At 66.6% G+C, this 18,419-nt stretch carries 27 protein-coding genes; 24 read left to right on the top strand and 3 right to left on the bottom strand.

Features of this window, described 5'->3' with window-relative positions; translation table 11 throughout:
• Window positions 1-12: 12 nt before the first annotated feature.
• From rplC to rplO, 23 genes are all read left to right on the top strand, one after another.
• Window positions 13-666 (top strand): 50S ribosomal protein L3, encoded by a 654-nt coding sequence (rplC, locus tag G6N32_RS22685; protein ID WP_083120594.1) that lies wholly within the window; start codon window positions 13-15, stop codon window positions 664-666.
• Window positions 663-1,307 carry a 50S ribosomal protein L4 gene (rplD, locus tag G6N32_RS22680; RefSeq protein ID WP_115321964.1) on the top strand — a complete coding sequence of 215 codons (645 nt, stop codon included), beginning with the start codon at window positions 663-665 and terminating at the stop codon, window positions 1,305-1,307. Before rplC ends, rplD begins: the two co-directional genes overlap by 4 nt.
• Entirely contained in the window at window positions 1,307-1,609 is a 303-nt protein-coding gene (rplW, locus tag G6N32_RS22675; protein ID WP_083120596.1) for a 50S ribosomal protein L23, read from the top strand. Before rplD ends, rplW begins: the two co-directional genes overlap by 1 nt.
• 40 nt (window positions 1,610-1,649) lie before the next feature.
• Complete coding sequence (gene rplB, locus G6N32_RS22670) at window positions 1,650-2,486, top strand: 50S ribosomal protein L2 (RefSeq protein ID WP_005143876.1); 837 nt, start codon at window positions 1,650-1,652, stop codon at window positions 2,484-2,486.
• Between the two features lie 15 nt (window positions 2,487-2,501).
• On the top strand, window positions 2,502-2,783 hold the full coding sequence (gene rpsS, locus G6N32_RS22665) for a 30S ribosomal protein S19 (protein ID WP_003892827.1): 282 nt from the start codon (window positions 2,502-2,504) through the stop codon (window positions 2,781-2,783).
• On the top strand, window positions 2,780-3,286 hold the full coding sequence (gene rplV, locus G6N32_RS22660; protein WP_115321963.1) for a 50S ribosomal protein L22: 507 nt from the start codon (window positions 2,780-2,782) through the stop codon (window positions 3,284-3,286). The genes rpsS and rplV overlap by 4 nt, the downstream gene beginning before the upstream one ends.
• Complete coding sequence (gene rpsC / locus G6N32_RS22655) at window positions 3,286-4,128, top strand: 30S ribosomal protein S3 (RefSeq protein WP_115321962.1); 843 nt, start codon at window positions 3,286-3,288, stop codon at window positions 4,126-4,128. The genes rplV and rpsC overlap by 1 nt, the downstream gene beginning before the upstream one ends.
• Before the next feature lie 3 nt (window positions 4,129-4,131).
• Window positions 4,132-4,548, top strand: coding sequence for a 50S ribosomal protein L16 (gene rplP / locus G6N32_RS22650; protein WP_115321961.1), 417 nt, complete (start codon window positions 4,132-4,134; stop codon window positions 4,546-4,548).
• Window positions 4,548-4,781 (top strand): 50S ribosomal protein L29, encoded by a 234-nt coding sequence (rpmC, locus tag G6N32_RS22645; protein WP_115321960.1) that lies wholly within the window; start codon window positions 4,548-4,550, stop codon window positions 4,779-4,781. The genes rplP and rpmC overlap by 1 nt, the downstream gene beginning before the upstream one ends.
• Window positions 4,781-5,077, top strand: a complete 297-nt coding sequence (rpsQ, locus tag G6N32_RS22640; protein ID WP_115321959.1) for a 30S ribosomal protein S17 — start codon at window positions 4,781-4,783, stop codon at window positions 5,075-5,077. Before rpmC ends, rpsQ begins: the two co-directional genes overlap by 1 nt.
• Before the next feature lie 136 nt (window positions 5,078-5,213).
• On the top strand, window positions 5,214-7,565 hold the full coding sequence (locus tag G6N32_RS22635; protein WP_115321958.1) for an arylsulfatase: 2,352 nt from the start codon (window positions 5,214-5,216) through the stop codon (window positions 7,563-7,565).
• A gap of 21 nt (window positions 7,566-7,586) precedes the next feature.
• The gene (locus G6N32_RS22630; protein ID WP_115321957.1) at window positions 7,587-8,294 is read left to right on the top strand and encodes a hypothetical protein; all 708 of its coding nucleotides are present in this window, start codon (window positions 7,587-7,589) and stop codon (window positions 8,292-8,294) included.
• Window positions 8,295-8,298: 4 nt separating this feature from the next.
• Window positions 8,299-9,186 (top strand): formylglycine-generating enzyme family protein, encoded by an 888-nt coding sequence (locus tag G6N32_RS22625; protein ID WP_115321956.1) that lies wholly within the window; start codon window positions 8,299-8,301, stop codon window positions 9,184-9,186.
• A 249-nt stretch (window positions 9,187-9,435) separates the two neighbouring features.
• On the top strand, window positions 9,436-9,804 hold the full coding sequence (gene rplN / locus G6N32_RS22620; RefSeq protein WP_003892852.1) for a 50S ribosomal protein L14: 369 nt from the start codon (window positions 9,436-9,438) through the stop codon (window positions 9,802-9,804).
• Window positions 9,805-10,122, top strand: a complete 318-nt coding sequence (gene rplX / locus G6N32_RS22615) for a 50S ribosomal protein L24 (protein ID WP_047329116.1) — start codon at window positions 9,805-9,807, stop codon at window positions 10,120-10,122.
• Between the two features lie 5 nt (window positions 10,123-10,127).
• Window positions 10,128-10,691: a 50S ribosomal protein L5 gene (gene rplE, locus G6N32_RS22610; RefSeq protein WP_083120605.1), complete on the top strand. Its 564-nt coding sequence runs from the start codon at window positions 10,128-10,130 to the stop codon at window positions 10,689-10,691.
• A gap of 4 nt (window positions 10,692-10,695) precedes the next feature.
• Window positions 10,696-10,881: a type Z 30S ribosomal protein S14 gene (locus G6N32_RS22605; protein ID WP_019510998.1), complete on the top strand. Its 186-nt coding sequence runs from the start codon at window positions 10,696-10,698 to the stop codon at window positions 10,879-10,881.
• An 88-nt stretch (window positions 10,882-10,969) separates the two neighbouring features.
• Window positions 10,970-11,368, top strand: coding sequence for a 30S ribosomal protein S8 (gene rpsH / locus G6N32_RS22600; protein ID WP_071947464.1), 399 nt, complete (start codon window positions 10,970-10,972; stop codon window positions 11,366-11,368).
• A gap of 21 nt (window positions 11,369-11,389) precedes the next feature.
• The gene (gene rplF, locus G6N32_RS22595) at window positions 11,390-11,929 is read left to right on the top strand and encodes a 50S ribosomal protein L6 (RefSeq protein ID WP_115321955.1); all 540 of its coding nucleotides are present in this window, start codon (window positions 11,390-11,392) and stop codon (window positions 11,927-11,929) included.
• Between the two features lie 3 nt (window positions 11,930-11,932).
• Entirely contained in the window at window positions 11,933-12,340 is a 408-nt protein-coding gene (gene rplR, locus G6N32_RS22590) for a 50S ribosomal protein L18 (protein WP_036343534.1), read from the top strand.
• A 25-nt stretch (window positions 12,341-12,365) separates the two neighbouring features.
• Window positions 12,366-13,079, top strand: coding sequence for a 30S ribosomal protein S5 (gene rpsE, locus G6N32_RS22585; protein ID WP_172507332.1), 714 nt, complete (start codon window positions 12,366-12,368; stop codon window positions 13,077-13,079).
• 2 nt (window positions 13,080-13,081) lie between these two features.
• On the top strand, window positions 13,082-13,276 hold the full coding sequence (gene rpmD, locus G6N32_RS22580) for a 50S ribosomal protein L30 (protein ID WP_083120607.1): 195 nt from the start codon (window positions 13,082-13,084) through the stop codon (window positions 13,274-13,276).
• A complete protein-coding gene (gene rplO, locus G6N32_RS22575; RefSeq protein ID WP_102807141.1) occupies window positions 13,273-13,716 on the top strand; it encodes a 50S ribosomal protein L15 in 444 nt (147 codons plus the stop codon). Before rpmD ends, rplO begins: the two co-directional genes overlap by 4 nt.
• A 53-nt stretch (window positions 13,717-13,769) precedes the next feature.
• Here the strand turns inward: rplO and G6N32_RS22570 are convergent, their stop codons facing one another.
• Window positions 13,770-14,696: an LLM class flavin-dependent oxidoreductase gene (locus tag G6N32_RS22570; RefSeq protein WP_115322091.1), complete on the bottom strand. Its 927-nt coding sequence runs from the start codon at window positions 14,694-14,696 to the stop codon at window positions 13,770-13,772.
• Between the two features lie 59 nt (window positions 14,697-14,755).
• On the opposite strand from G6N32_RS22570, the gene sppA reads away from it, so the two are divergent.
• The gene (sppA, locus tag G6N32_RS22565; RefSeq protein WP_115321954.1) at window positions 14,756-16,597 is read left to right on the top strand and encodes a signal peptide peptidase SppA; all 1,842 of its coding nucleotides are present in this window, start codon (window positions 14,756-14,758) and stop codon (window positions 16,595-16,597) included.
• On the opposite strand, the gene G6N32_RS22560 is transcribed toward sppA, so the two are convergent.
• Together G6N32_RS22560 and G6N32_RS22555 are read right to left on the bottom strand one after the other, a co-directional pair.
• Entirely contained in the window at window positions 16,578-17,492 is a 915-nt protein-coding gene (locus G6N32_RS22560; protein ID WP_115321953.1) for a class I SAM-dependent methyltransferase, read from the bottom strand. The genes sppA and G6N32_RS22560 overlap by 20 nt on opposite strands.
• The gene (locus G6N32_RS22555; protein ID WP_115321952.1) at window positions 17,492-18,418 is read right to left on the bottom strand and encodes a class I SAM-dependent methyltransferase; all 927 of its coding nucleotides are present in this window, start codon (window positions 18,416-18,418) and stop codon (window positions 17,492-17,494) included. Before G6N32_RS22555 ends, G6N32_RS22560 begins: the two co-directional genes overlap by 1 nt.
• Between the last annotated feature and the right edge of the window lies 1 nt (window position 18,419).

Raw genomic sequence — 18,419 nt, 5'->3', positions numbered from 1 at the left:
GTCGACGAACAAATGGCACGAAAAGGCATTTTGGGCACCAAGCTGGGCATGACCCAGGTGTTCGACGAAAACAACCGGGTCGTCCCCGTCACGGTCGTCAAGGCCGGACCCAACGTGGTCACCCGCATCCGCACGCCCGAGCGTGACGGCTACAGCGCTGTGCAGCTCGCCTACGGCGAGATCAGCCCCCGCAAGGTCAACAAGCCGGTCACCGGTCAGTACGCCGCCGCCGGGGTCAACCCGCGCCGGCACCTCGCCGAGCTGCGGCTCGACGATGAGGCTGCTGCCGCCGACTACGAGGTCGGTCAGGAGCTGACGGCGGAGATCTTCGCCGACGGCGCCTACGTCGACGTCACCGGGACCTCCAAGGGCAAGGGCTTCGCCGGCACCATGAAGCGACACGGCTTCAAGGGCCAGGGGGCCAGCCACGGTGCGCAGGCCGTGCACCGTCGGCCCGGCTCGATCGGTGGCTGCGCCACCCCGGGCCGCGTCTTCAAGGGCACCCGGATGTCCGGCCGCATGGGTAGCGACCGCGTCACCACGCAGAACCTGGTGGTGCACAAGGTCGATGCCGAGAACGGCGTGCTCCTGATCAAGGGTGCTGTCCCCGGCCGCAACGGCGGGCTCGTGATGGTTCGCACGGCAGTCAAACGAGGTGAGAAGTGACTCTGAAGATTGACGTTCGCACTCCGGACGGCAAGCAGGACGGCACCGTGGAACTCCCGGCCGCCCTCTTTGATGTGGAACCGAACATCGCGCTCATGCACCAGGTGGTGAATGCGCAGCTGGCCGCCAAGCGCCAGGGCACCCACGCCACCAAGACTCGCGCTCAGGTCTCCGGCGGCGGCAAGAAGCCGTACCGGCAGAAGGGCACCGGTCGCGCCCGTCAGGGTTCGACCCGCGCTCCGCAGTTCACCGGTGGTGGCGTCGTCCACGGCCCGCAGCCGCGTGACTACAGCCAGCGCACCCCGAAGAAGATGATCGCCGCCGCACTGCGTGGTGCGTTGTCGGATCGGGCGCGCAACGAGCGGATCCACGCGGTGACCGAGCTGATCAGCGGGCAGACCCCGTCGACCAAGAGCGCCAAGACGTTCCTGGGTTCGCTGACCGACCGCCGCAAGGTGTTGGTCGTGATCGGCCGGGCAGACGAAGTCGGCGCCAAGAGCGTGCGGAATCTGCCTGGTGTGCACGTGATCTCGCCGGATCAGCTCAACACCTACGACGTTCTCAACGCCGACGACGTGGTGTTCAGCGTGGAAGCGCTGAATGCCTACATCGGCGCCAATGTTCAGGAGGTTTCGGCCTGATGGCGACCGTGACTGATCCCCGCGACATCATCTTGGCCCCGGTCATTTCCGAGAAGTCGTACGGACTGATCGAGGACAACGTCTACACGTTCATCGTCGCACCCGGCTCGAACAAGACGCAGATCAAGATCGCCATCGAGAAGATCTTCAAGGTGAAGGTCGACTCGGTGAACACCGCCAACCGGCAGGGCAAGCGCAAGCGCACCCGCACCGGTTACGGACAGCGCAAGAGCACCAAGCGCGCGATCGTGACCCTGGCCGCCGGCAGCAAGCCGATCGACCTATTCGGAGCTCCCGCCTGACCCGGCGGGAACGACTGCAGATAGAACTCAGGAATAGATAATGGGAATCCGCAAGTACAAGCCGACGACCCCCGGTCGCCGCGGTGCCAGCGTCTCCGATTTCTCCGAGATCACTCGCTCGACTCCGGAGAAGTCGCTGATCCGCCCGCTGCACGGCACTGGCGGTCGTAACGCCCACGGCCGAATCACCACCCGCCACAAGGGCGGCGGGCACAAGCGTGCCTACCGGGTGATCGACTTCCGGCGCAACGACAAGGACGGCGTCAACGCGAAGGTCGCTCACATCGAGTACGACCCGAACCGCACCGCGAACATCGCACTGCTGCACTACCTGGACGGCGAAAAGCGCTACATCATTGCGCCGCAGGGTCTTTCGCAGGGCGACATCGTGGAGTCGGGCGCCAATGCCGACATCAAGCCCGGTAATAACCTGCCGCTGCGCAACATCCCGGCCGGTACCGTGATCCACGCCGTCGAGCTGCGTCCCGGCGGCGGTGCGAAGCTGGCCCGCTCGGCCGGCTCGAGCATCCAGCTGCTGGGCAAGGAAGGCGCCTACGCCTCCCTGCGTATGCCGTCGGGTGAGATCCGCCGCGTCGACGTGCGCTGCCGCGCCACCGTCGGCGAGGTCGGCAACGCCGAGCAGGCCAACATCAACTGGGGCAAGGCCGGCCGCATGCGGTGGAAGGGCAAGCGCCCCACCGTCCGTGGTGTGGTGATGAACCCGGTCGACCACCCGCACGGTGGTGGCGAGGGCAAGACCTCCGGTGGCCGCCACCCGGTCAGCCCGTGGGGTAAGCCCGAGGGCCGCACCCGCAAGCCCAACAAGCCGAGCGACAAGCTCATCGTCCGACGCCGGCGCACCGGCAAGAAGCGCTAGGCAGGAGATTAAGACATGCCACGCAGCCTGAAGAAGGGTCCGTTCGTCGACGACCATCTGCTCAAGAAGGTCGACGTCCAGAACGAGAAGAACACCAAGCAGGTCATCAAGACCTGGTCGCGTCGTTCGACCATCATCCCGGACTTCATCGGTCACACCTTCGCCGTCCACGACGGTCGCAAGCATGTGCCGGTGTTCGTCACCGAGGCGATGGTCGGCCACAAGCTGGGCGAGTTCGCACCGACGCGCACGTTCAAAGGTCACATCAAGGACGACCGGAAGAGTAAGCGGCGATGACGACTGCAACCACCGAATACCCGTCTGCGACGGCCAAAGCGCGCCACATCGGGATCTCTGCGACTAAGGCTCGCCGAGTGATCAACCTGGTTCGCGGCAAGAGTGTCGAGGAAGCTCTCGACATCCTTCGCTGGGCGCCGCAGCAGGCCAGCGAGCCGGTCGCCAAGGTGATCGCCAGCGCTGCTGCCAACGCGCAGAACAACGACGGTTTGGACCCGGCGACTCTGGTCGTCGCGACCATCACCGCCGACGAGGGCCCGACCGCCAAGCGCATCCGGCCGCGCGCGCAGGGTCGCGCGTACCGAATCCGCAAGCGCACCAGCCACATCACGGTGATCGTCGAGAGCCGTCCGGAGCGCAAGGAGCGCTCTGCGGCTTCCGCTCGCTCGCGTCGTGCCCAGGCCAGCAAGGCGGCCTCGACGGCGCCGGCCAAGAAGGCTCCTGCCAAGAAGGCTCCGGCTGCCAAGAAGACGGCCGAACAGACGAAGGAGGGCTCGGAGTAGTGGGCCAGAAAATCAACCCCCACGGCTTCCGGCTCGGTATCACCACCGACTGGAAGTCCCGGTGGTACGCCGACAAGCAGTACGCGGACTACGTCAAGGAAGACGTCGCGATCCGTCGCCTGCTGGCCACCGGTCTCGAGCGCGCCGGGATCGCCGACGTGGAGATCGAACGCACCCGTGACCGGGTCCGCGTCGATATCCACACCGCGCGTCCGGGCATCGTGATCGGCCGTCGTGGCACCGAAGCCGACCGCATCCGCGCCGACCTGGAGAAGCTGACCGGCAAGCAGGTTCAGCTGAACATCCTCGAGGTGAAGAACCCCGAGAGCCAGGCACAGCTGGTCGCCCAGGGTGTCGCCGAGCAGCTGAGCAACCGTGTGGCGTTCCGTCGCGCGATGCGCAAGGCCATCCAGTCAGCCATGCGGCAGCCCAACGTCAAGGGCATCCGCGTGCAGTGCTCGGGCCGTCTCGGCGGCGCCGAGATGAGCCGCTCGGAGTTCTACCGCGAAGGCCGGGTGCCGCTGCACACGCTGCGCGCCGACATCGATTACGGACTGTACGAGGCCAAGACCACGTTCGGCCGCATCGGCGTGAAGGTGTGGATCTACAAGGGCGACATCGTCGGTGGCAAGCGTGAGCTCGCCGCCGCCGCACCCGCCGCCGACCGTCCGCGCCGCGAGCGTCCGTCGGGCACCCGCCCGCGCCGCAGCGGTGCGTCGGGCACCACCGCGACGAGCACCGAAGCCGGTCGTGCCGCCAGTGAAGAAACCGCAGAGTCTGCGGTTCCCGTCACAGCGGAGGCGCCGGCCGTCGAGCCCGCCGCTGAAACCACGGAGAGCTAACTCATGCTGATTCCCCGTAAGGTCAAGCACCGCAAGCAACACCACCCCAGGCAGCGTGGTATCGCCAGCGGTGGAACGTCGGTGACGTTCGGTGACTACGGCATCCAGGCACTGGAGCACGCCTACATCACCAACCGGCAGATCGAGTCCGCTCGTATCGCCATCAACCGGCACATCAAGCGTGGCGGCAAGGTGTGGATCAACATCTTCCCGGACCGTCCGCTGACCAAGAAGCCCGCCGAAACCCGCATGGGTTCGGGCAAGGGCTCGCCCGAGTGGTGGGTGGCCAACGTCAAGCCCGGTCGCGTGCTGTTCGAGTTGAGCTACCCCAATGAGCAGATCGCGCGCGAAGCACTGACCCGCGCGATCCACAAGCTGCCGATCAAGGCACGCATCGTGACACGAGAGGAGCAGTTCTGATGGCTGTTGGCATCAGCCCCGGCGAACTGCGTGAGCTCACCGACGAAGAGCTGACCGACAAGCTGCGGGAATCCAAGGAAGAGCTGTTCAACCTGCGCTTCCAGATGGCCACCGGGCAGCTGGACAACAATCGCCGGCTCCGCACCGTGCGTCAGGAGATTGCGCGCATCTACACCGTGCTGCGCGAACGTGAACTGGGTCTGGCCGCCGGACCCGCTGGTGAGGAATCGTAATGGCAGAAACAAAGGGCACCAAGCACACTGAGCGCACCGAGCAGTCGCGCGGCCGTCGCAAGACGGTCATCGGCTACGTGGTCAGTGACAAGATGCAGAAGACGATCGTCGTCGAGCTGGAATCTCGCAAGAGCCACCCGCTCTACGGCAAGATCATCCGGACCACGACGAAGGTCAAGGCGCACGACGAGAACGGCGACGCCGGTATCGGCGACCGCGTCTCGCTGATGGAGACCCGCCCGTTGTCGGCGACCAAGCGCTGGCGCCTGGTCGAGGTGCTCGAGCGCGCCAAGTAAAACTCCGGTCCTAGCAAAGGCGAGCCACGGCTGAATAAGCCGCGGCTCGCCTTTGTCGTGATCACCATCCTGCAACTCGTCTGCGAGGCGCCGACAGAACGCCGCGCAACGGTGACCGGCGTGGGATTCTGTGCGTATGACCACGGAGTTCAACGGCAAGATCGAACTGGATATCCGCGATTCCGAGGCGGACTGGGGCCCATATGCGGCGCCCACTGCGCCGGACAACGCGCCCAATGTGCTCTACCTGGTGTGGGATGACATCGGCATCGCGACCTGGGATTGCTTCGGCGGGCTGGTGTCCATGCCGGCGATGTCGAGGATCGCCGAGCGCGGCGTGCGGCTTTCGCAGTTCCACACCACGGCACTGTGTTCCCCGACGCGCGCGTCGCTGCTGACGGGCCGGAACTCGACCACCGTCGGCATGGCGACCGTCGAGGAATTCACCGACGGTTTCCCCGGTATCAACGGCCGGATTCCCGACGACACCGCGTTGATTTCGGAGGTGTTGGCCGAGCGCGGCTACAACACGTACTGCGTGGGCAAGTGGCATCTCACGCCGATCGAGGAGTCCAGCCTCGCCGCGACCCGCAGGCACTGGCCGCTGTCGCGCGGCTTCGAGCGGTTCTACGGCTTCATGGGCGGTGAGACCGATCAGTGGTATCCCGAGCTGATGTACGACAGCCATCCCGTGGAGGCGCCGGCCACTCCCGAGGAGGGCTATCACCTCTCGAAGGATCTGGCGGACAAGACAATCGAGTTCATTCGCGATTCCACGATGATTGCTCCCGACAAGCCGTGGTTCACCTACCTGTGCCCGGGGGCCGGGCACGCCCCGCATCACGTGTTCACCGAATGGGCCGACCGCTACTCCGGAACGTTCGACATGGGTTACGAGCGCTACCGCGAGATCGTCCTGGAGAACCAGAAGAAGCTCGGGATCGTGCCGCCGGAGACCGAACTGTCCGCGGTGAATCCGTACAACGACGTCACCGGACCCGACGGCCAGCCCTGGCCGGAAGGGGACACCGTGCGTCCGTGGGAATCGCTGTCCGACTCCGAGAAGCGGCTGTTCTCCCGGATGGCCGAAGTGTTCGCCGGCTTCCTGTCCTACACCGACGCCCAGATCGGCCGAGTGCTGGACTATCTGGACGAATCCGGTCAGTTGGACAACACGATCATCGTCGTCATCTCCGACAACGGCGCCAGCGGCGAGGGTGGGCCCAACGGGTCGGTCAACGAAGGCAAGTTCTTCAACGGCTACATCGACACCGTCGAAGAGAGCATGCGTTTCTTCGACGAACTGGGCGGTCCCACCACCTACGGCCACTACCCGATCGGGTGGGCGATGGCGTTCAATACGCCTTACAAGCTGTACAAGCGCTACGCCTCACACGAAGGCGGCATCGCCGACACCGCAATCATCTCCTGGCCCAACGGAATTGCCGCACACGGTGAAGTCCGGGACAACTACGTCAACGTTAGTGACGTCACGCCGACCGTCTACGAGCTGCTCGGCATCGACGTCCCGCACACGGTGAAGGGGATTGCCCAGAAGCCGCTCGATGGAGTGAGTTTCAAAGCGGCACTGGAGGACTCGACGGCAAAGACCGGCAAAGAGACCCAGTTCTACACGATGCTGGGCACTCGTGGCATCTGGCACAAGGGGTGGTTCGCCAGCGCCGTGCACCCCGCCTCGCCGTCGGGCTGGTCGCATTTCGAGGACGACCGCTGGGAGCTCTACCACATCGAGAACGACCGCAGCCAATGTCACGACCTCGCAGCCGAACACCCGGAGAAGCTCGCCGAATTGCAGAAGCTGTGGTTCAGCGAGGCCGAGAAATACAACGGCTTGCCGTTGTCCGACCTCAACGTGGGGGAGATGCTGGGCCGCTGGCGACCCACGCTGGCCGGTGATCGGCCGCGCTACATCTACTACCCGAATACCGCGCCGGTGGGGATGGGTGCCTGTGTGAACATCGTCGGCCGCTCGTTCTCGGTGCTGGCCGAGGTGGCCATCAGCACGCCCGACGTGCGCGGCGTGCTGTTCAAGCAGGGGGCCGGCCACGGCGGCTATGTGCTGTTCGTCGCCGACGGACGCCTGCAGTTCGTCTACAACTTCTTCGGCGAAGAGGAACAGCGGGTGATCGCCCCGGAGCCGCTGCCGCTGGGCGACCACATCCTGGGGGTGGGTTACGCCCGGACCGGCACGGTCGACGGCAGCCATACCCCGGTCGGCGACGCCACGCTGTACGTCGACGGGGCCGCGGTGGCCACCCTGACCGGTGTGAAAGCCCACCCGTTCACCTTCGGGTTGGCCGGTGGCGGGGTCAGTGTCGGCCGCAACCTCGGCCAGGCTGTCTCGGCCGCCTACCAGGCACCTTTCAGCTTCACCGGAGGAACGATCGCCCAGGTTGTGGTTGACGTGTCGGGGACTCCGTATGTCGATGCGGAGCGCGAGCTCGCGGTGGCCTTCGCCAGGGACTGAGCGCCGCGTCATACTGGAGCGGTGACTCGGCTGGTATGTGCCGCTGCGGCGGTGATGGTGCTGGCCGTTCCAGGCGTTGCCGCCTGCGCGCGCAACAGCGACGGGATGCCGATCCGTGCCGAGGCGTCCTCCTCCTCCGCTACCAGCGCCGCACCCACGTCGGCGTCGCCGTCCACCCGGGAGACCGACGAGCCGGAGTCGTCGCAACCGGGTGTGCTGGAGACCACCAAGGTGCCCGTCCCGCCGAACGCCGCCGTGTGCCGACAGGACCAGCAGGGTCAGACGGCGGTGGCCGCCGTCGCCGACCCGGCCGCGCCCAAGATCACCGTTCGGGTGCCGGAGGGATGGTCGGTGACCCCCGGCGCCGGCGATGTCGGTGCGTCGCTGTCGGGGCCTGACGACATGGTCGCCAAGGTGACGATCGCGGCCACCACGCTGGAGCCGGCCGATGCCTTCACCCGGTACGGCGATGATCTGATGGCCAAGTATCCGATCAGCACGCTGAGCCTGTTGCCGGGTGACTTCTGCGGATTCAGCGGGCAGAAGCTGATCGGCACCTGGGCCCAGGATCCGGACGAGTCGCTGGAGTACCACGACCGCATCGCCCACATCTGGACCAACAGCGGCAACTATCTGGTCGCCGTGCACGTGGAGGCGCCGGCGGGAGCTCCCGGTTTCGACGAGGCCGCCTCGGTGCTGACCGACAAGTTCAGCATCGTCATACCCTGAAGCCATGCTCACCGAGCTCGTCGAGGTGCCCGGCGGTGTCTTTCGAATGGGGTCGACGAGTTTCTATCCCGAAGAGGCGCCGATCCACACGGTCACCGTGGACGCATTCGCGATCGACCGGCATCCGGTCACCAACGCGCAGTTCGCTGAGTTCGTCGCTGCCACCGGGCATGTCACCGTCGCCGAGAAGGCACTCGACCCGGCGCTGTATCCCGGTGTGCCGCAAGCGGATCTGCAACCCGGTGCCCTGGTGTTCCGGCCCACTTCGGGCCCGGTGGATCTGCGGGACTGGCGGCAGTGGTGGGACTGGGCGCCCGGCGCGAACTGGCGCGCACCGTTCGGGCCCGGCAGCGACATCGCGGACAAGGCCGACCATCCCGTCGTGCAGGTGGCCTATCCCGACGCGGCCGCCTACGCGCGGTGGGCCGGCCGGCGGTTGCCGACGGAGGCGGAGTGGGAGTACGCCGCACGGGCCGGCAGCACCACGGACTACGTCTGGGGAACCGAGCCGACCGTCGAGGGCGCGTTGATGGCGAACACCTGGCAGGGGCGGTTCCCGTACCGCAACGACGGGGCGTCGGGGTGGACGGGGACCTCGCCGGTGGGGACTTTCCCGGCGAACGGGTTCGGGCTGGTCGACATGATCGGCAATGTCTGGGAGTGGACGACCACCCGGTTCTCGGCGCACCACGTGCTGAACCAGAAGGACCAGAGGAATTCGTGCTGCCCGCCGCCCACCGTGCCCGATCCCGCCGTCAGCCAGGCCCTCAAAGGCGGCTCGCATCTGTGCGCGCCGGAGTACTGCCACCGGTACCGGCCCGCCGCGCGGTCGCCCCAGTCGCAGGACACGTCGACCACCCACATCGGCTTCCGCTGCGTGGTGAGCGGCTGACCTGAGCCGAGATCGACGAAACGGCGCGATCCACTCGCACTTCCTCGGCGATGTGTCGGTTTGGGCGTCATGAACTGCAGCGATTTGGAGCTTTTGGGCTCGTCACCTAGCATGTAGGGGTTGCCTAGGGCAGACCTCGGTTATCTCCACGCGAGAAAACCCTGCGTGCTCTTTGGGCAGCAAGAACAAGACCGCGCACGTCAGGTCGGCATCTGCCGTGCACACAGTTAACCAGGTCGAGGAGATCTAGTGATTCAGCAGGAATCGCGGCTCAAGGTCGCCGATAACACGGGCGCCAAGGAGATCTTGTGCATCCGTGTTCTGGGTGGCTCGTCGCGGCGCTACGCCGGTATCGGCGACGTCATCGTGGCGACCGTCAAGGACGCCATCCCCGGTGGCAACGTCAAGCGCGGTGATGTGGTCAAGGCCGTCGTGGTGCGCACCGTCAAGGAACGTCGCCGCGCCGACGGCAGCTACATCAAGTTCGACGAGAACGCCGCCGTCATCATCAAGAACGACAACGACCCGCGAGGCACCCGCATCTTCGGCCCGGTCGGTCGTGAACTGCGCGAGAAGAAGTTCATGAAGATCGTCTCGCTGGCCCCGGAGGTTTTGTAAATGAAGGTCCACAAGGGCGACACCGTGCTCGTCATCGCCGGTAAGGACAAGGGCGCCAAGGGCAAGGTCCTGCAGGCCTACCCGACCCGCAACCGCGTCCTCGTCGAAGGCGTCAACCGGATCAAGAAGCACACCGCGCAGTCGGCGAACGAGCGCGGCGCATCCTCGGGCGGCATCGTCACCCAGGAAGCTCCGATCCACGTCTCGAACGTGATGGTGGTCGACTCCGACGGCAAACCGACCCGCGTCGGCGTTCGCCGCGACGAGGAGACCGGCAAGAACGTTCGCATCGCCAAGAGCAACGGCAAGGACCTCTGAGAGATATGACTACCGCAGAAAAAGTTCAGCCCCGGCTGAAGGCGCGCTACCGCGAGGAAATCAAGGACGCGCTCAACAAAGAGTTCAACTACGCCAACGTCATGCAGATCCCCGGCGTGGTCAAGGTCGTCGTCAACATGGGTGTCGGTGACGCCGCCCGCGACGCGAAGCTGATCAACGGCGCGGTCAACGACCTGGCGCTGATCACCGGCCAGAAGCCGGAGATCCGCAAGGCCCGCAAGTCGATCGCACAGTTCAAGCTGCGCGAAGGCATGCCGATCGGTGCGCGGGTGACCCTGCGTGGCGACCGGATGTGGGAGTTCCTCGACCGGCTGGTGTCGATCGCGCTGCCGCGTATCCGCGACTTCCGCGGCCTGAGCCCCAAGCAGTTCGACGGCCACGGCAACTACACCTTCGGACTCGCCGAGCAGTCGGTGTTCCACGAGATCGACGTCGATTCGATCGACCGTCCGCGCGGCATGGACATCACCGTCGTCACCTCGGCGACCAACGACGACGAAGGTCGGGCGCTGCTGCGCGCGCTGGGCTTCCCCTTCAAGGAGAACTGAGCAGATGGCAAAGAAGGCACTGGTCAACAAGGCCAATAAGAAGCCGAAGTTCGCCGTGCGGGCTTACACCCGCTGCAACAGGTGCGGGCGTCCGCACGCCGTCTTCCGCAAGTTCGGCCTGTGCCGAATCTGCTTGCGCGAGATGGCCCACGCCGGCGAACTGCCCGGTGTGCAGAAGTCCAGCTGGTAACAGACCCCTACAGAACAGGTGCGCAGCAGGCCCCCGAGGGAATCGACCCGAGTGGGAACCGTTGCGAGGAAGGTAGACAGGCCCAGTCATGACCATGACGGACCCGATCGCAGACTTTTTGACACGTCTGCGCAACGCCAATTCGGCGTATCACGACGAAGTGACCCTGCCGCACTCGAAGATCAAGGCGAACATCGCCGAGATCCTCAAGAGCGAGGGGTACATCAGCGATTTCCGCACCGAGGATGCTCGGGTCGGCAAGTCACTTGTTGTCCAGCTCAAGTACGGCCCCAACCGCGAGCGCAGCCTCGCCGGATTGCGCCGGGTGTCCAAGCCCGGTCTGCGGGTGTACGCGAAATCCACCAATCTGCCGCGGGTTCTCGGTGGGCTTGGCGTGGCGATCATCTCCACGTCGTCCGGCCTGCTGACCGACCGCCAAGCGTCCCGACAGGGCGTGGGCGGCGAAGTCCTCGCTTACGTCTGGTAGCGGGATAGGAGAAGCAGAACTATGTCGCGTATTGGTAAGCAGCCGGTGGCCATTCCCGCCGGTGTTGATGTGACGATCGACGGTCAGAACCTGTCGGTCAAGGGCCCGAAGGGCACGCTGGAGCTGGCGATCGCCGAGCCGATCACCGTGTCGCGCAGCGACGACGGCGCAATCGTGGTGAGCCGGCCCGACGACGAGCGGCGCAGCCGTTCGCTGCACGGGCTCTCGCGCACGCTGGTGTCCAACCTGGTGACCGGTGTGACCCAGGGTTACACCACGAAGATGGAGATCTTCGGCGTCGGTTACCGCGTCGCGCTCAAGGGCAGCAACCTCGAGTTCGCGCTCGGCTACAGCCATCCCGTGGTCATCGAGGCCCCGGAGGGCATCACCTTCGCGGTGGAGACGCCCACCAAGTTCTCGATCTCAGGTATCGACAAGCAGAAGGTCGGCCAGATCTCGGCGAACATCCGTCGGCTGCGCCGCCCGGACCCGTACAAGGGCAAGGGCGTGCGGTACGAGGGTGAGCAGATCCGCCGCAAGGTCGGAAAGACAGGTAAGTAAGCCATGGCTCAAGCACAGAAGGCAGCCAACGATCGGACGCCGGTCGGCACGAGTGTCTCGGCCGCGCGCCGGGTTTCGCGCCTGCGTCGGCACAACCGGCTGCGTAAGAAGGTCGTCGGCACCGCCGAACGGCCGCGTCTCGTGGTCAACCGCTCCTCGCGGCACATCCACGTGCAGCTCGTCAACGATGCCGAGGGTGTCACGGTCGCTGCGGCATCGTCGATCGAGGCCGACGTCCGCGCCGTCGAGGGTGACAAGAAGGCCCACAGCGTGCGAGTCGGTCAGCTGATCGCCGAGCGCGCCAAGGCTGCAGGCGTCGAGGCCGTGGTGTTCGACCGCGGCGGCAACACCTACGGCGGCCGCATCGCGGCGCTGGCCGACGCGGCTCGCGAGAACGGACTCAAATTCTAATGATGAACAACGGAAGGACCGCATGATGGCGGAGCAGACCGCAGCCGGCAGCGCGCCGGATACCGGCGCCCCCTCAGCCGGCACCCGTACCGACGTACAGCGCGGCGGACGTGACGATCGCGGTGGCCGTGGCCGTCGTGATGATCGTGGCGACCGCGGTGGACGTGGTGGCCGCGACGGCGGCGAGAAGAGCAACTACCTCGAGCGCGTCGTCACGATCAACCGGGTTTCCAAGGTGGTCAAGGGTGGTCGGCGCTTCAGCTTCACCGCCCTGGTCATCGTCGGTGACGGCAACGGTCTGGTCGGTGTCGGCTACGGCAAGGCCAAAGAGGTGCCCGCCGCGATCGCCAAGGGTGTCGAGGAAGCTCGCAAGAACTTCTTCCGCGTCCCGCTGATCGGTGGCACCGTCACCCATCCCGTGCAGGGCGAAGCCGCGGCCGGTGTCGTGATGCTGCGTCCGGCCAGCCCCGGTACCGGTGTCATCGCCGGTGGCGCGTGCCGTGCCGTGCTGGAATGCGCTGGCGTGCACGACGTTCTGGCCAAGTCGCTGGGCAGTGACAACGCGATCAACGTGGTGCATGCCACCGTTGCCGCGCTCAAGCTGCTGCAGCGTCCTGAAGAGGTGGCCGCTCGTCGCGGGCTGCCGATCGAAGACGTCGCGCCAGCAGGCATGCTGCGCGCGCGTCGGGAGAGCGAAGCGCTGGCTGCCGCAGCAGCGCGTGGTGAAGGAAGCGCATAACCATGGCAGAGCTGAAGATCACCCAGGTGCGCGGCATCATCGGTGCCCGCTGGAAGCAGCGTGAAAGCCTGCGGACCCTGGGTCTGAGGAAGATTCGCCAGACGGTGGTTCGCGAGGACAACCCGCAGACGCGTGGCCTGATCAAGGCTGTGCACCACCTCGTTGAAGTAGAAGAAGTGGTTGAGGCTAAATCATGAGCGTCATCAAGCTGCACGACCTGAAGCCGGCTCCCGGCTCCAAGACCGCGAAGACTCGCGTCGGTCGCGGTGAGGGCTCCAAGGGTAAGACGGCCGGTCGTGGCACCAAGGGCACCAAGGCCCGCAAGAACGTGCCGGTGACCTTCGAGGGCGGGCAGATGCCGATCCACATGCGGCTGCCCAAGCTCAAGGGTTTCCGTAACCGGTTCCGCACCGAGTACGCCGTCGTCAACGTCGGCGACCTGAACAAGGCCTTCCCGGAGGGTGGCACCGTCGGTGTCGACGACCTGGTGGCCAAGGGTCTCGTTCGCAAGAACGTGCTCGTCAAGGTTCTCGGCGACGGCAAGCTGACCGCCAAGGTCGACATCACCGCGCACAAGTTCAGTGGCAGCGCCCGCGAGGCCATCACCGCTGCAGGCGGTTCGGTCACCGAGCTGTAATTCGAGTTCCACGACAAAAGCCCCCGCACTTTGCGGGGGCTTTTCTCGTTGTGTCAGCTCAGCTGCGGAATGACTTCGGCGGCAAGGCGTTCCATCTGCTCGCGATCCTCCGCCAGGCTCGCGCCGACCGGGTGCAGCAACAGCGTCTGCGCGCCGGCGTCGATCACCTCGCGCAAACCGCGCACCACATCCGACGGTGTGCCGGCCACCGGAACCGCGTCCACGCCGGGCATCGAGCCGTAGATCCGGCGCAGACCGGCCAGCACCCGCTCGCGGGCCCGGGCCGCATCGTCGTCGACGATGAGATACACCCGCTTGCCGATCCGGAACGTGTCCGGATCCTTGTGCTGCTCGGCCATTTCGGTGCGCAGGGTCCGCACGGCGGTCGCGAAGTTGGCGGTCGTCGATGATCCCGCGCCCATGAACGCGTCGCCGTGACGTACCGCGCGGGCGATCGCGCGCGGGGCGTTGGCGCCGAACCAGATCGGCGGGTGTGGCCGCTGCACGGGTTTGGGCGCGATCGGCAGATCGTCGACGTCGCGGAACCGGCCGTGAAACGTCACCCGCGGCTCGTCGGACCACGCCGCCTTCATCAACTGCAGGCCTTCGGTGAAGCTGCTGATGAACGTGGCCGGGTCGACGCCGAACGCCTCGAACTTTCGCCGGCCACCGCCGGGCGCCACCCCGAGCTCCAGGCGGCCATGACTGAGCCGGTCGACGGCGGTCACCGTCGAGGCCAGCTGCAGCGGGTCGTGCAGAGAGGTGATCAGCACGGCCACGCCCAGTCGCAGGGTGGTGGTGCACGCTGCGGCCCAGGCCAGCAGTTCCATCGGTGCGATCATCGGCGACGGGCCGATGATCTGCTCGATCGTCCAGCCGCCCTCGAAGCCGAGTTCCTCGGCACGGGTCAGATAGCTCCGCAGCCCCTCGCCGTCGAAGCCGTCGGCGTCGAACTGCGGTATCGAGATCGAGTACTTCACCACTCCACGGTACGAGCGCGCGCAGGGGCACCCGCACCGGCGTGGGTAATCTCGACTGTATGTTCGCCTTCCTGCCCGCGATACCGGGCGCCGACGACCTCCGCGACGCGCTGCGGCGCATCGACACCGCCCGGCACCACGGTGTGCCCGACGGCTGCATCCTGGAGCTGGACCTGCAGACGGTGCCGCCGGAGTCCAGCGGCTTCGATCCGCTGACCTTCATCACCGGTGGCGGCCGGACGATGCTGCTGCGCGACGCGGTCGCCGCGATCCATCGCGCCGCAGAGGATCCGCGGGTGGCGGGACTGATTGCCCGCGTTCAGCTTTCGGCTGCCCCGGCCGGACCGGTGCAGGAACTGCGGGCCGCCATCGCCGCCTTCAGCGAGACCAAGCCGTCGCTGGCGTGGGCCGAAACGTACCCCGGCACCTTGTCGTACTACCTGGCGTCCGCCTTCTCCGAGGTGTGGATGCAACCGACGGGCACCGTCGGCCTGATCGGTTTCGCCACCAACGCCCTGTTTCTGCGGGACGCCCTGGACAAGGCCGGTATCGAGGCGCAGTTCGTGACGCGCGGCCAGTACAAGTCGGCAGCCAATCTGTTCACCCAGGACCACTACACCGACGCCCATCGCGAGGCCGATTCCCGGTTGATCGCCAGCCTGCACAGCCAGGTGTGGCAGGCCATCGCCGAGTCGCGGCACATCGACGTGGCCGCGGTCGACGTACTGGCAAACCAGGCGCCGCTGCTGCGCGACGCCGCGGTCGACGGACACCTGGTCGACCGGATCGGCTTCCGCGACGAGGCGTACAGCCGGATCGCGGAACTCACTGGCGCTCAGCCTATTCCCGGGTCGCTCCGCTCCTGCCCTCCGGAAGGTGTTTCGCCGGAATCCGGTGACGCCGACTCCGGCGACAACGCCCCGCCGCGGCTGTATCTGTCCCGCTACGCGCAGGCGGGCAAGGGCGGTCCCGCGGTGCCGATGCCGTCGGTGCCGGGCCGCAAGAAGCGCCCGAGGATCGCGGTGGTCACCGTCGCCGGGTCGATCGTCAGCGGCCGCGGCGGCCCACAGGGCCTGCCGATCGGGCGGTCCAGCGCCGGCGGTGACACCATCGGAGCGGCGCTGCGCGAGGTCGCGGCCGACGACGATGTGGACGCGGTTGTCGTCCGGGTGGACAGTCCCGGCGGCTCGGTGACGGGCTCGGAGACGATCTGGCGCGAAGTGAACCGCCTGCGCGCCAAGGGTAAGCCGGTAGTGGCGTCGATGGGCGCGGTCGCCGCATCGGGCGGTTACTACGTCGCGATGGCCGCCGACGCCATCGTCGCGAACCCGGGCACCATCACCGGGTCGATCGGTGTGCTGACCGGCAAGCTCGTGGCACGGGGCCTCAAAGAGCGCCTGGGGGTCGGCTCGGACAGTGTGCGCACCAACGACAATGCCGACGCGTGGTCGGTCAATGCGCCGTTCACCCCGGAACAGCAGGCTCTGGTGGAGGCCGAGGCCGATCTGTTCTACACCGACTTCGTGCAGCGGGTGGCCGAGGCTCGGCACATGTCCGTCGAGGCGGTCGAGGCGGTGGCGCAGGGCCGGGTGTGGACCGGGGCCGATGCCCTCGAGCACGGATTGGTCGACGAACTCGGGGGCCTGCGGACGGCGGTACGACGGGCCAAGGTGCTCGCCGGGATCGACGCCGACACCAAGGCCGAACTGGTCAGCTACCCCAGCTCGTCGCTGCGGGACTTCCTGCGCCCCAAGCCTTCATCGCAGCCGGCTGCGGCCTCACTGCCGGAAGCCATCGCGGTGCTGATGGGCCAGTCCATCAGGGGAGTGGTGGATCAGAGCGAGCGTGCCCTGACCGGAACCACTGCGCTATGGCTGGGGTTCAGCCCAGAGTGGCGCTGACGTAGACGATTTCACCGAACGGGTCGTTGTCGTCCCGCTCGGGCCTGGGCGGCAGTCCGAGCTGGCGGAACAGCTCCTCGTCGGCGACCCCGGTGACATCCCAGCCCTTCCCGGTGAGGTACTCCATCACGTGGCTGCGAGGGCCGGCGTAGACCAGCGACCCCATGTCGATGTCGAGGCCCTGTTCGCGGGCCTGGGCGGTCATCGCCGTCCCCTTCGACGGGTCGAAATCCATGATTCCGGGCACGAATTCGGTGGCCACGGCGCTGCCGGGCGCGCTCAGCTCGGTGATCGTGTCGAACAACCGGTCCTGTGCTTCGGACGGCAGATAGACCAACAGTCCCTCAGCCAGCCACGCGGTGGGCAGGCTCGGGTCGAAGCCGGCGGCGCGCAGTGCGGCCGGCCAGTCCTCGCGCAGATCGATGCCGACGGTGTGGCGCTGGGCGGTCGGCTGAACACCGAGGTCGTCGAACACTCCGGTCTTGAACGCGATGACGTCGGGCTGATCGATCTCGAACACCACGGTGCCCGACGGCCACGGCAGCCGATATGCGCGGGCATCCAAACCGGACGCCAGAATCACGGCCTGCCGGATGCCGGTTCCGGTCGCCGAGATGAAGTAGTCGTCGAAGAACTTGGCCCGCACGCCCATTGCGTCGATCATCGACTGCACACGCTCGGGAGCGAGGTCGCCGAATGCCGAGGTGTCCAGTTCGCCGTCGATCATCTTGATGAAGAAGTCGATGCCGACCGCGCGAACCAGGGGATCGGCGAACGGGTCGTTGACCAGCCGCCGCGGGTCGCTGGTGGCCAGCGCGCGTCCGGCGGCCACGGCTGTCGCGGTGGCGCCGACGCTGGAGGTCAGGTCCCAGCTGTCGTCATTGGTTCGGGTCATCACTGCTCCTGTGATCGGGTGGCGGTCAGGTAACCGGTGCTGTCGCTGAACTGCACCAGCGTCTCGTCGTCGGGCAGGTCAAAGCCGTTGGCGGCGTAGGATTCCCGGGTGCTCACCGTGCTGATGCGCCACCCGCGCTCGGCGAGGTAGTCGCCCGCCGAGTTGCGCTCGCCGTCGTAGAACAGGGCAGGCAGGTCGATGTCGGAGCCGATCTGTGCCGAGTACTTCTTGAACCTGTCGCGCCAGCTGTCCGGCAGTGTCGTTCCGGCGGCCATGAATTCGGTGGCGAATCGGCTTCCCGGTGCCGACAACGCGGTGACGTTGTCCAGCAATCGGTCCTGGGCCTCCGGCGGCAGATAGATCAACAAGCCCTCGGCGATCCACGCCGTCGGCTGGGTGATGTCGAAACCGTGTTCCCGCAATGCCGTCGGCCAGTCATCGCGCAGGTCGACCGCGACGGTGCGGCGATCGGCGGTCGGCGAGACCCCCAGGTCGGCCATCACGCGGGTCTTGAATTCGATGACCTGAGGCTGGTCCAACTCGAACACCACCGAGCCGGCGGGCCAGCTCATCCGGTAGGCGCGGGTGTCCAGACCCGAGGCCAGGATGACGGCCTGGGTGATGCCGTCGCGGGCGGCGTTGGTGAACACGTCGTCGAAAAACCGGGTGCGCACGGCGATCTGCTCGGTCATCCGGCGCCGGTTGAGCATCGGGTCGTCCTCGATGTTGGCTTCGCCGTTGGCGACCCGGATGAGGGACTCCACGCCCACGGCCTTGACGAGTACCTCGGCGTACGGGTCGTGGATGAGTGCGTCCGGGCCGCGGGAGGCCAGCGCGCGCGATGCCGCGACCGATGTCGCGGTGGCGCCGACGCTGGATGCCAGGTCCCAGGTGTCGCCGTCGTATCGGCTGTTTGTCTGGCTCATG

The sequence above is a fragment of the Mycolicibacterium aichiense genome (genome assembly GCF_010726245.1).
GTDB lineage: Bacteria > Actinomycetota > Actinomycetes > Mycobacteriales > Mycobacteriaceae > Mycobacterium > Mycobacterium aichiense.
This window is presented reverse-complemented; position numbering and strand designations above follow the sequence as displayed.

Coding starts and splice junctions, on each gene's coding strand:
- rpmC (WP_115321960.1), top strand. CDS start 4,548: ATGGCTGTTGGCATCAGCCCCGGCGAACTGCGTGAGCTCACCGACGAA.
- rplO (WP_102807141.1), top strand. CDS start 13,273: ATGAGCGTCATCAAGCTGCACGACCTGAAGCCGGCTCCCGGCTCCAAG.
- rplC (WP_083120594.1), top strand. CDS start 13: ATGGCACGAAAAGGCATTTTGGGCACCAAGCTGGGCATGACCCAGGTG.
- rpsE (WP_172507332.1), top strand. CDS start 12,366: ATGGCGGAGCAGACCGCAGCCGGCAGCGCGCCGGATACCGGCGCCCCC.
- rplV (WP_115321963.1), top strand. CDS start 2,780: ATGACGACTGCAACCACCGAATACCCGTCTGCGACGGCCAAAGCGCGC.
- rplX (WP_047329116.1), top strand. CDS start 9,805: ATGAAGGTCCACAAGGGCGACACCGTGCTCGTCATCGCCGGTAAGGAC.
- G6N32_RS22625 (WP_115321956.1), top strand. CDS start 8,299: ATGCTCACCGAGCTCGTCGAGGTGCCCGGCGGTGTCTTTCGAATGGGG.
- rplB (WP_005143876.1), top strand. CDS start 1,650: ATGGGAATCCGCAAGTACAAGCCGACGACCCCCGGTCGCCGCGGTGCC.
- G6N32_RS22555 (WP_115321952.1), bottom strand. CDS start 18,418: ATGAGCCAGACAAACAGCCGATACGACGGCGACACCTGGGACCTGGCA.
- sppA (WP_115321954.1), top strand. CDS start 14,756: ATGTTCGCCTTCCTGCCCGCGATACCGGGCGCCGACGACCTCCGCGAC.
- rpsQ (WP_115321959.1), top strand. CDS start 4,781: ATGGCAGAAACAAAGGGCACCAAGCACACTGAGCGCACCGAGCAGTCG.
- rplP (WP_115321961.1), top strand. CDS start 4,132: ATGCTGATTCCCCGTAAGGTCAAGCACCGCAAGCAACACCACCCCAGG.
- G6N32_RS22605 (WP_019510998.1), top strand. CDS start 10,696: ATGGCAAAGAAGGCACTGGTCAACAAGGCCAATAAGAAGCCGAAGTTC.
- rplR (WP_036343534.1), top strand. CDS start 11,933: ATGGCTCAAGCACAGAAGGCAGCCAACGATCGGACGCCGGTCGGCACG.
- rpsH (WP_071947464.1), top strand. CDS start 10,970: ATGACCATGACGGACCCGATCGCAGACTTTTTGACACGTCTGCGCAAC.
- rplE (WP_083120605.1), top strand. CDS start 10,128: ATGACTACCGCAGAAAAAGTTCAGCCCCGGCTGAAGGCGCGCTACCGC.
- rplW (WP_083120596.1), top strand. CDS start 1,307: ATGGCGACCGTGACTGATCCCCGCGACATCATCTTGGCCCCGGTCATT.
- G6N32_RS22560 (WP_115321953.1), bottom strand. CDS start 17,492: ATGACCCGAACCAATGACGACAGCTGGGACCTGACCTCCAGCGTCGGC.
- G6N32_RS22635 (WP_115321958.1), top strand. CDS start 5,214: ATGACCACGGAGTTCAACGGCAAGATCGAACTGGATATCCGCGATTCC.
- rplF (WP_115321955.1), top strand. CDS start 11,390: ATGTCGCGTATTGGTAAGCAGCCGGTGGCCATTCCCGCCGGTGTTGAT.
- rpmD (WP_083120607.1), top strand. CDS start 13,082: ATGGCAGAGCTGAAGATCACCCAGGTGCGCGGCATCATCGGTGCCCGC.
- rpsS (WP_003892827.1), top strand. CDS start 2,502: ATGCCACGCAGCCTGAAGAAGGGTCCGTTCGTCGACGACCATCTGCTC.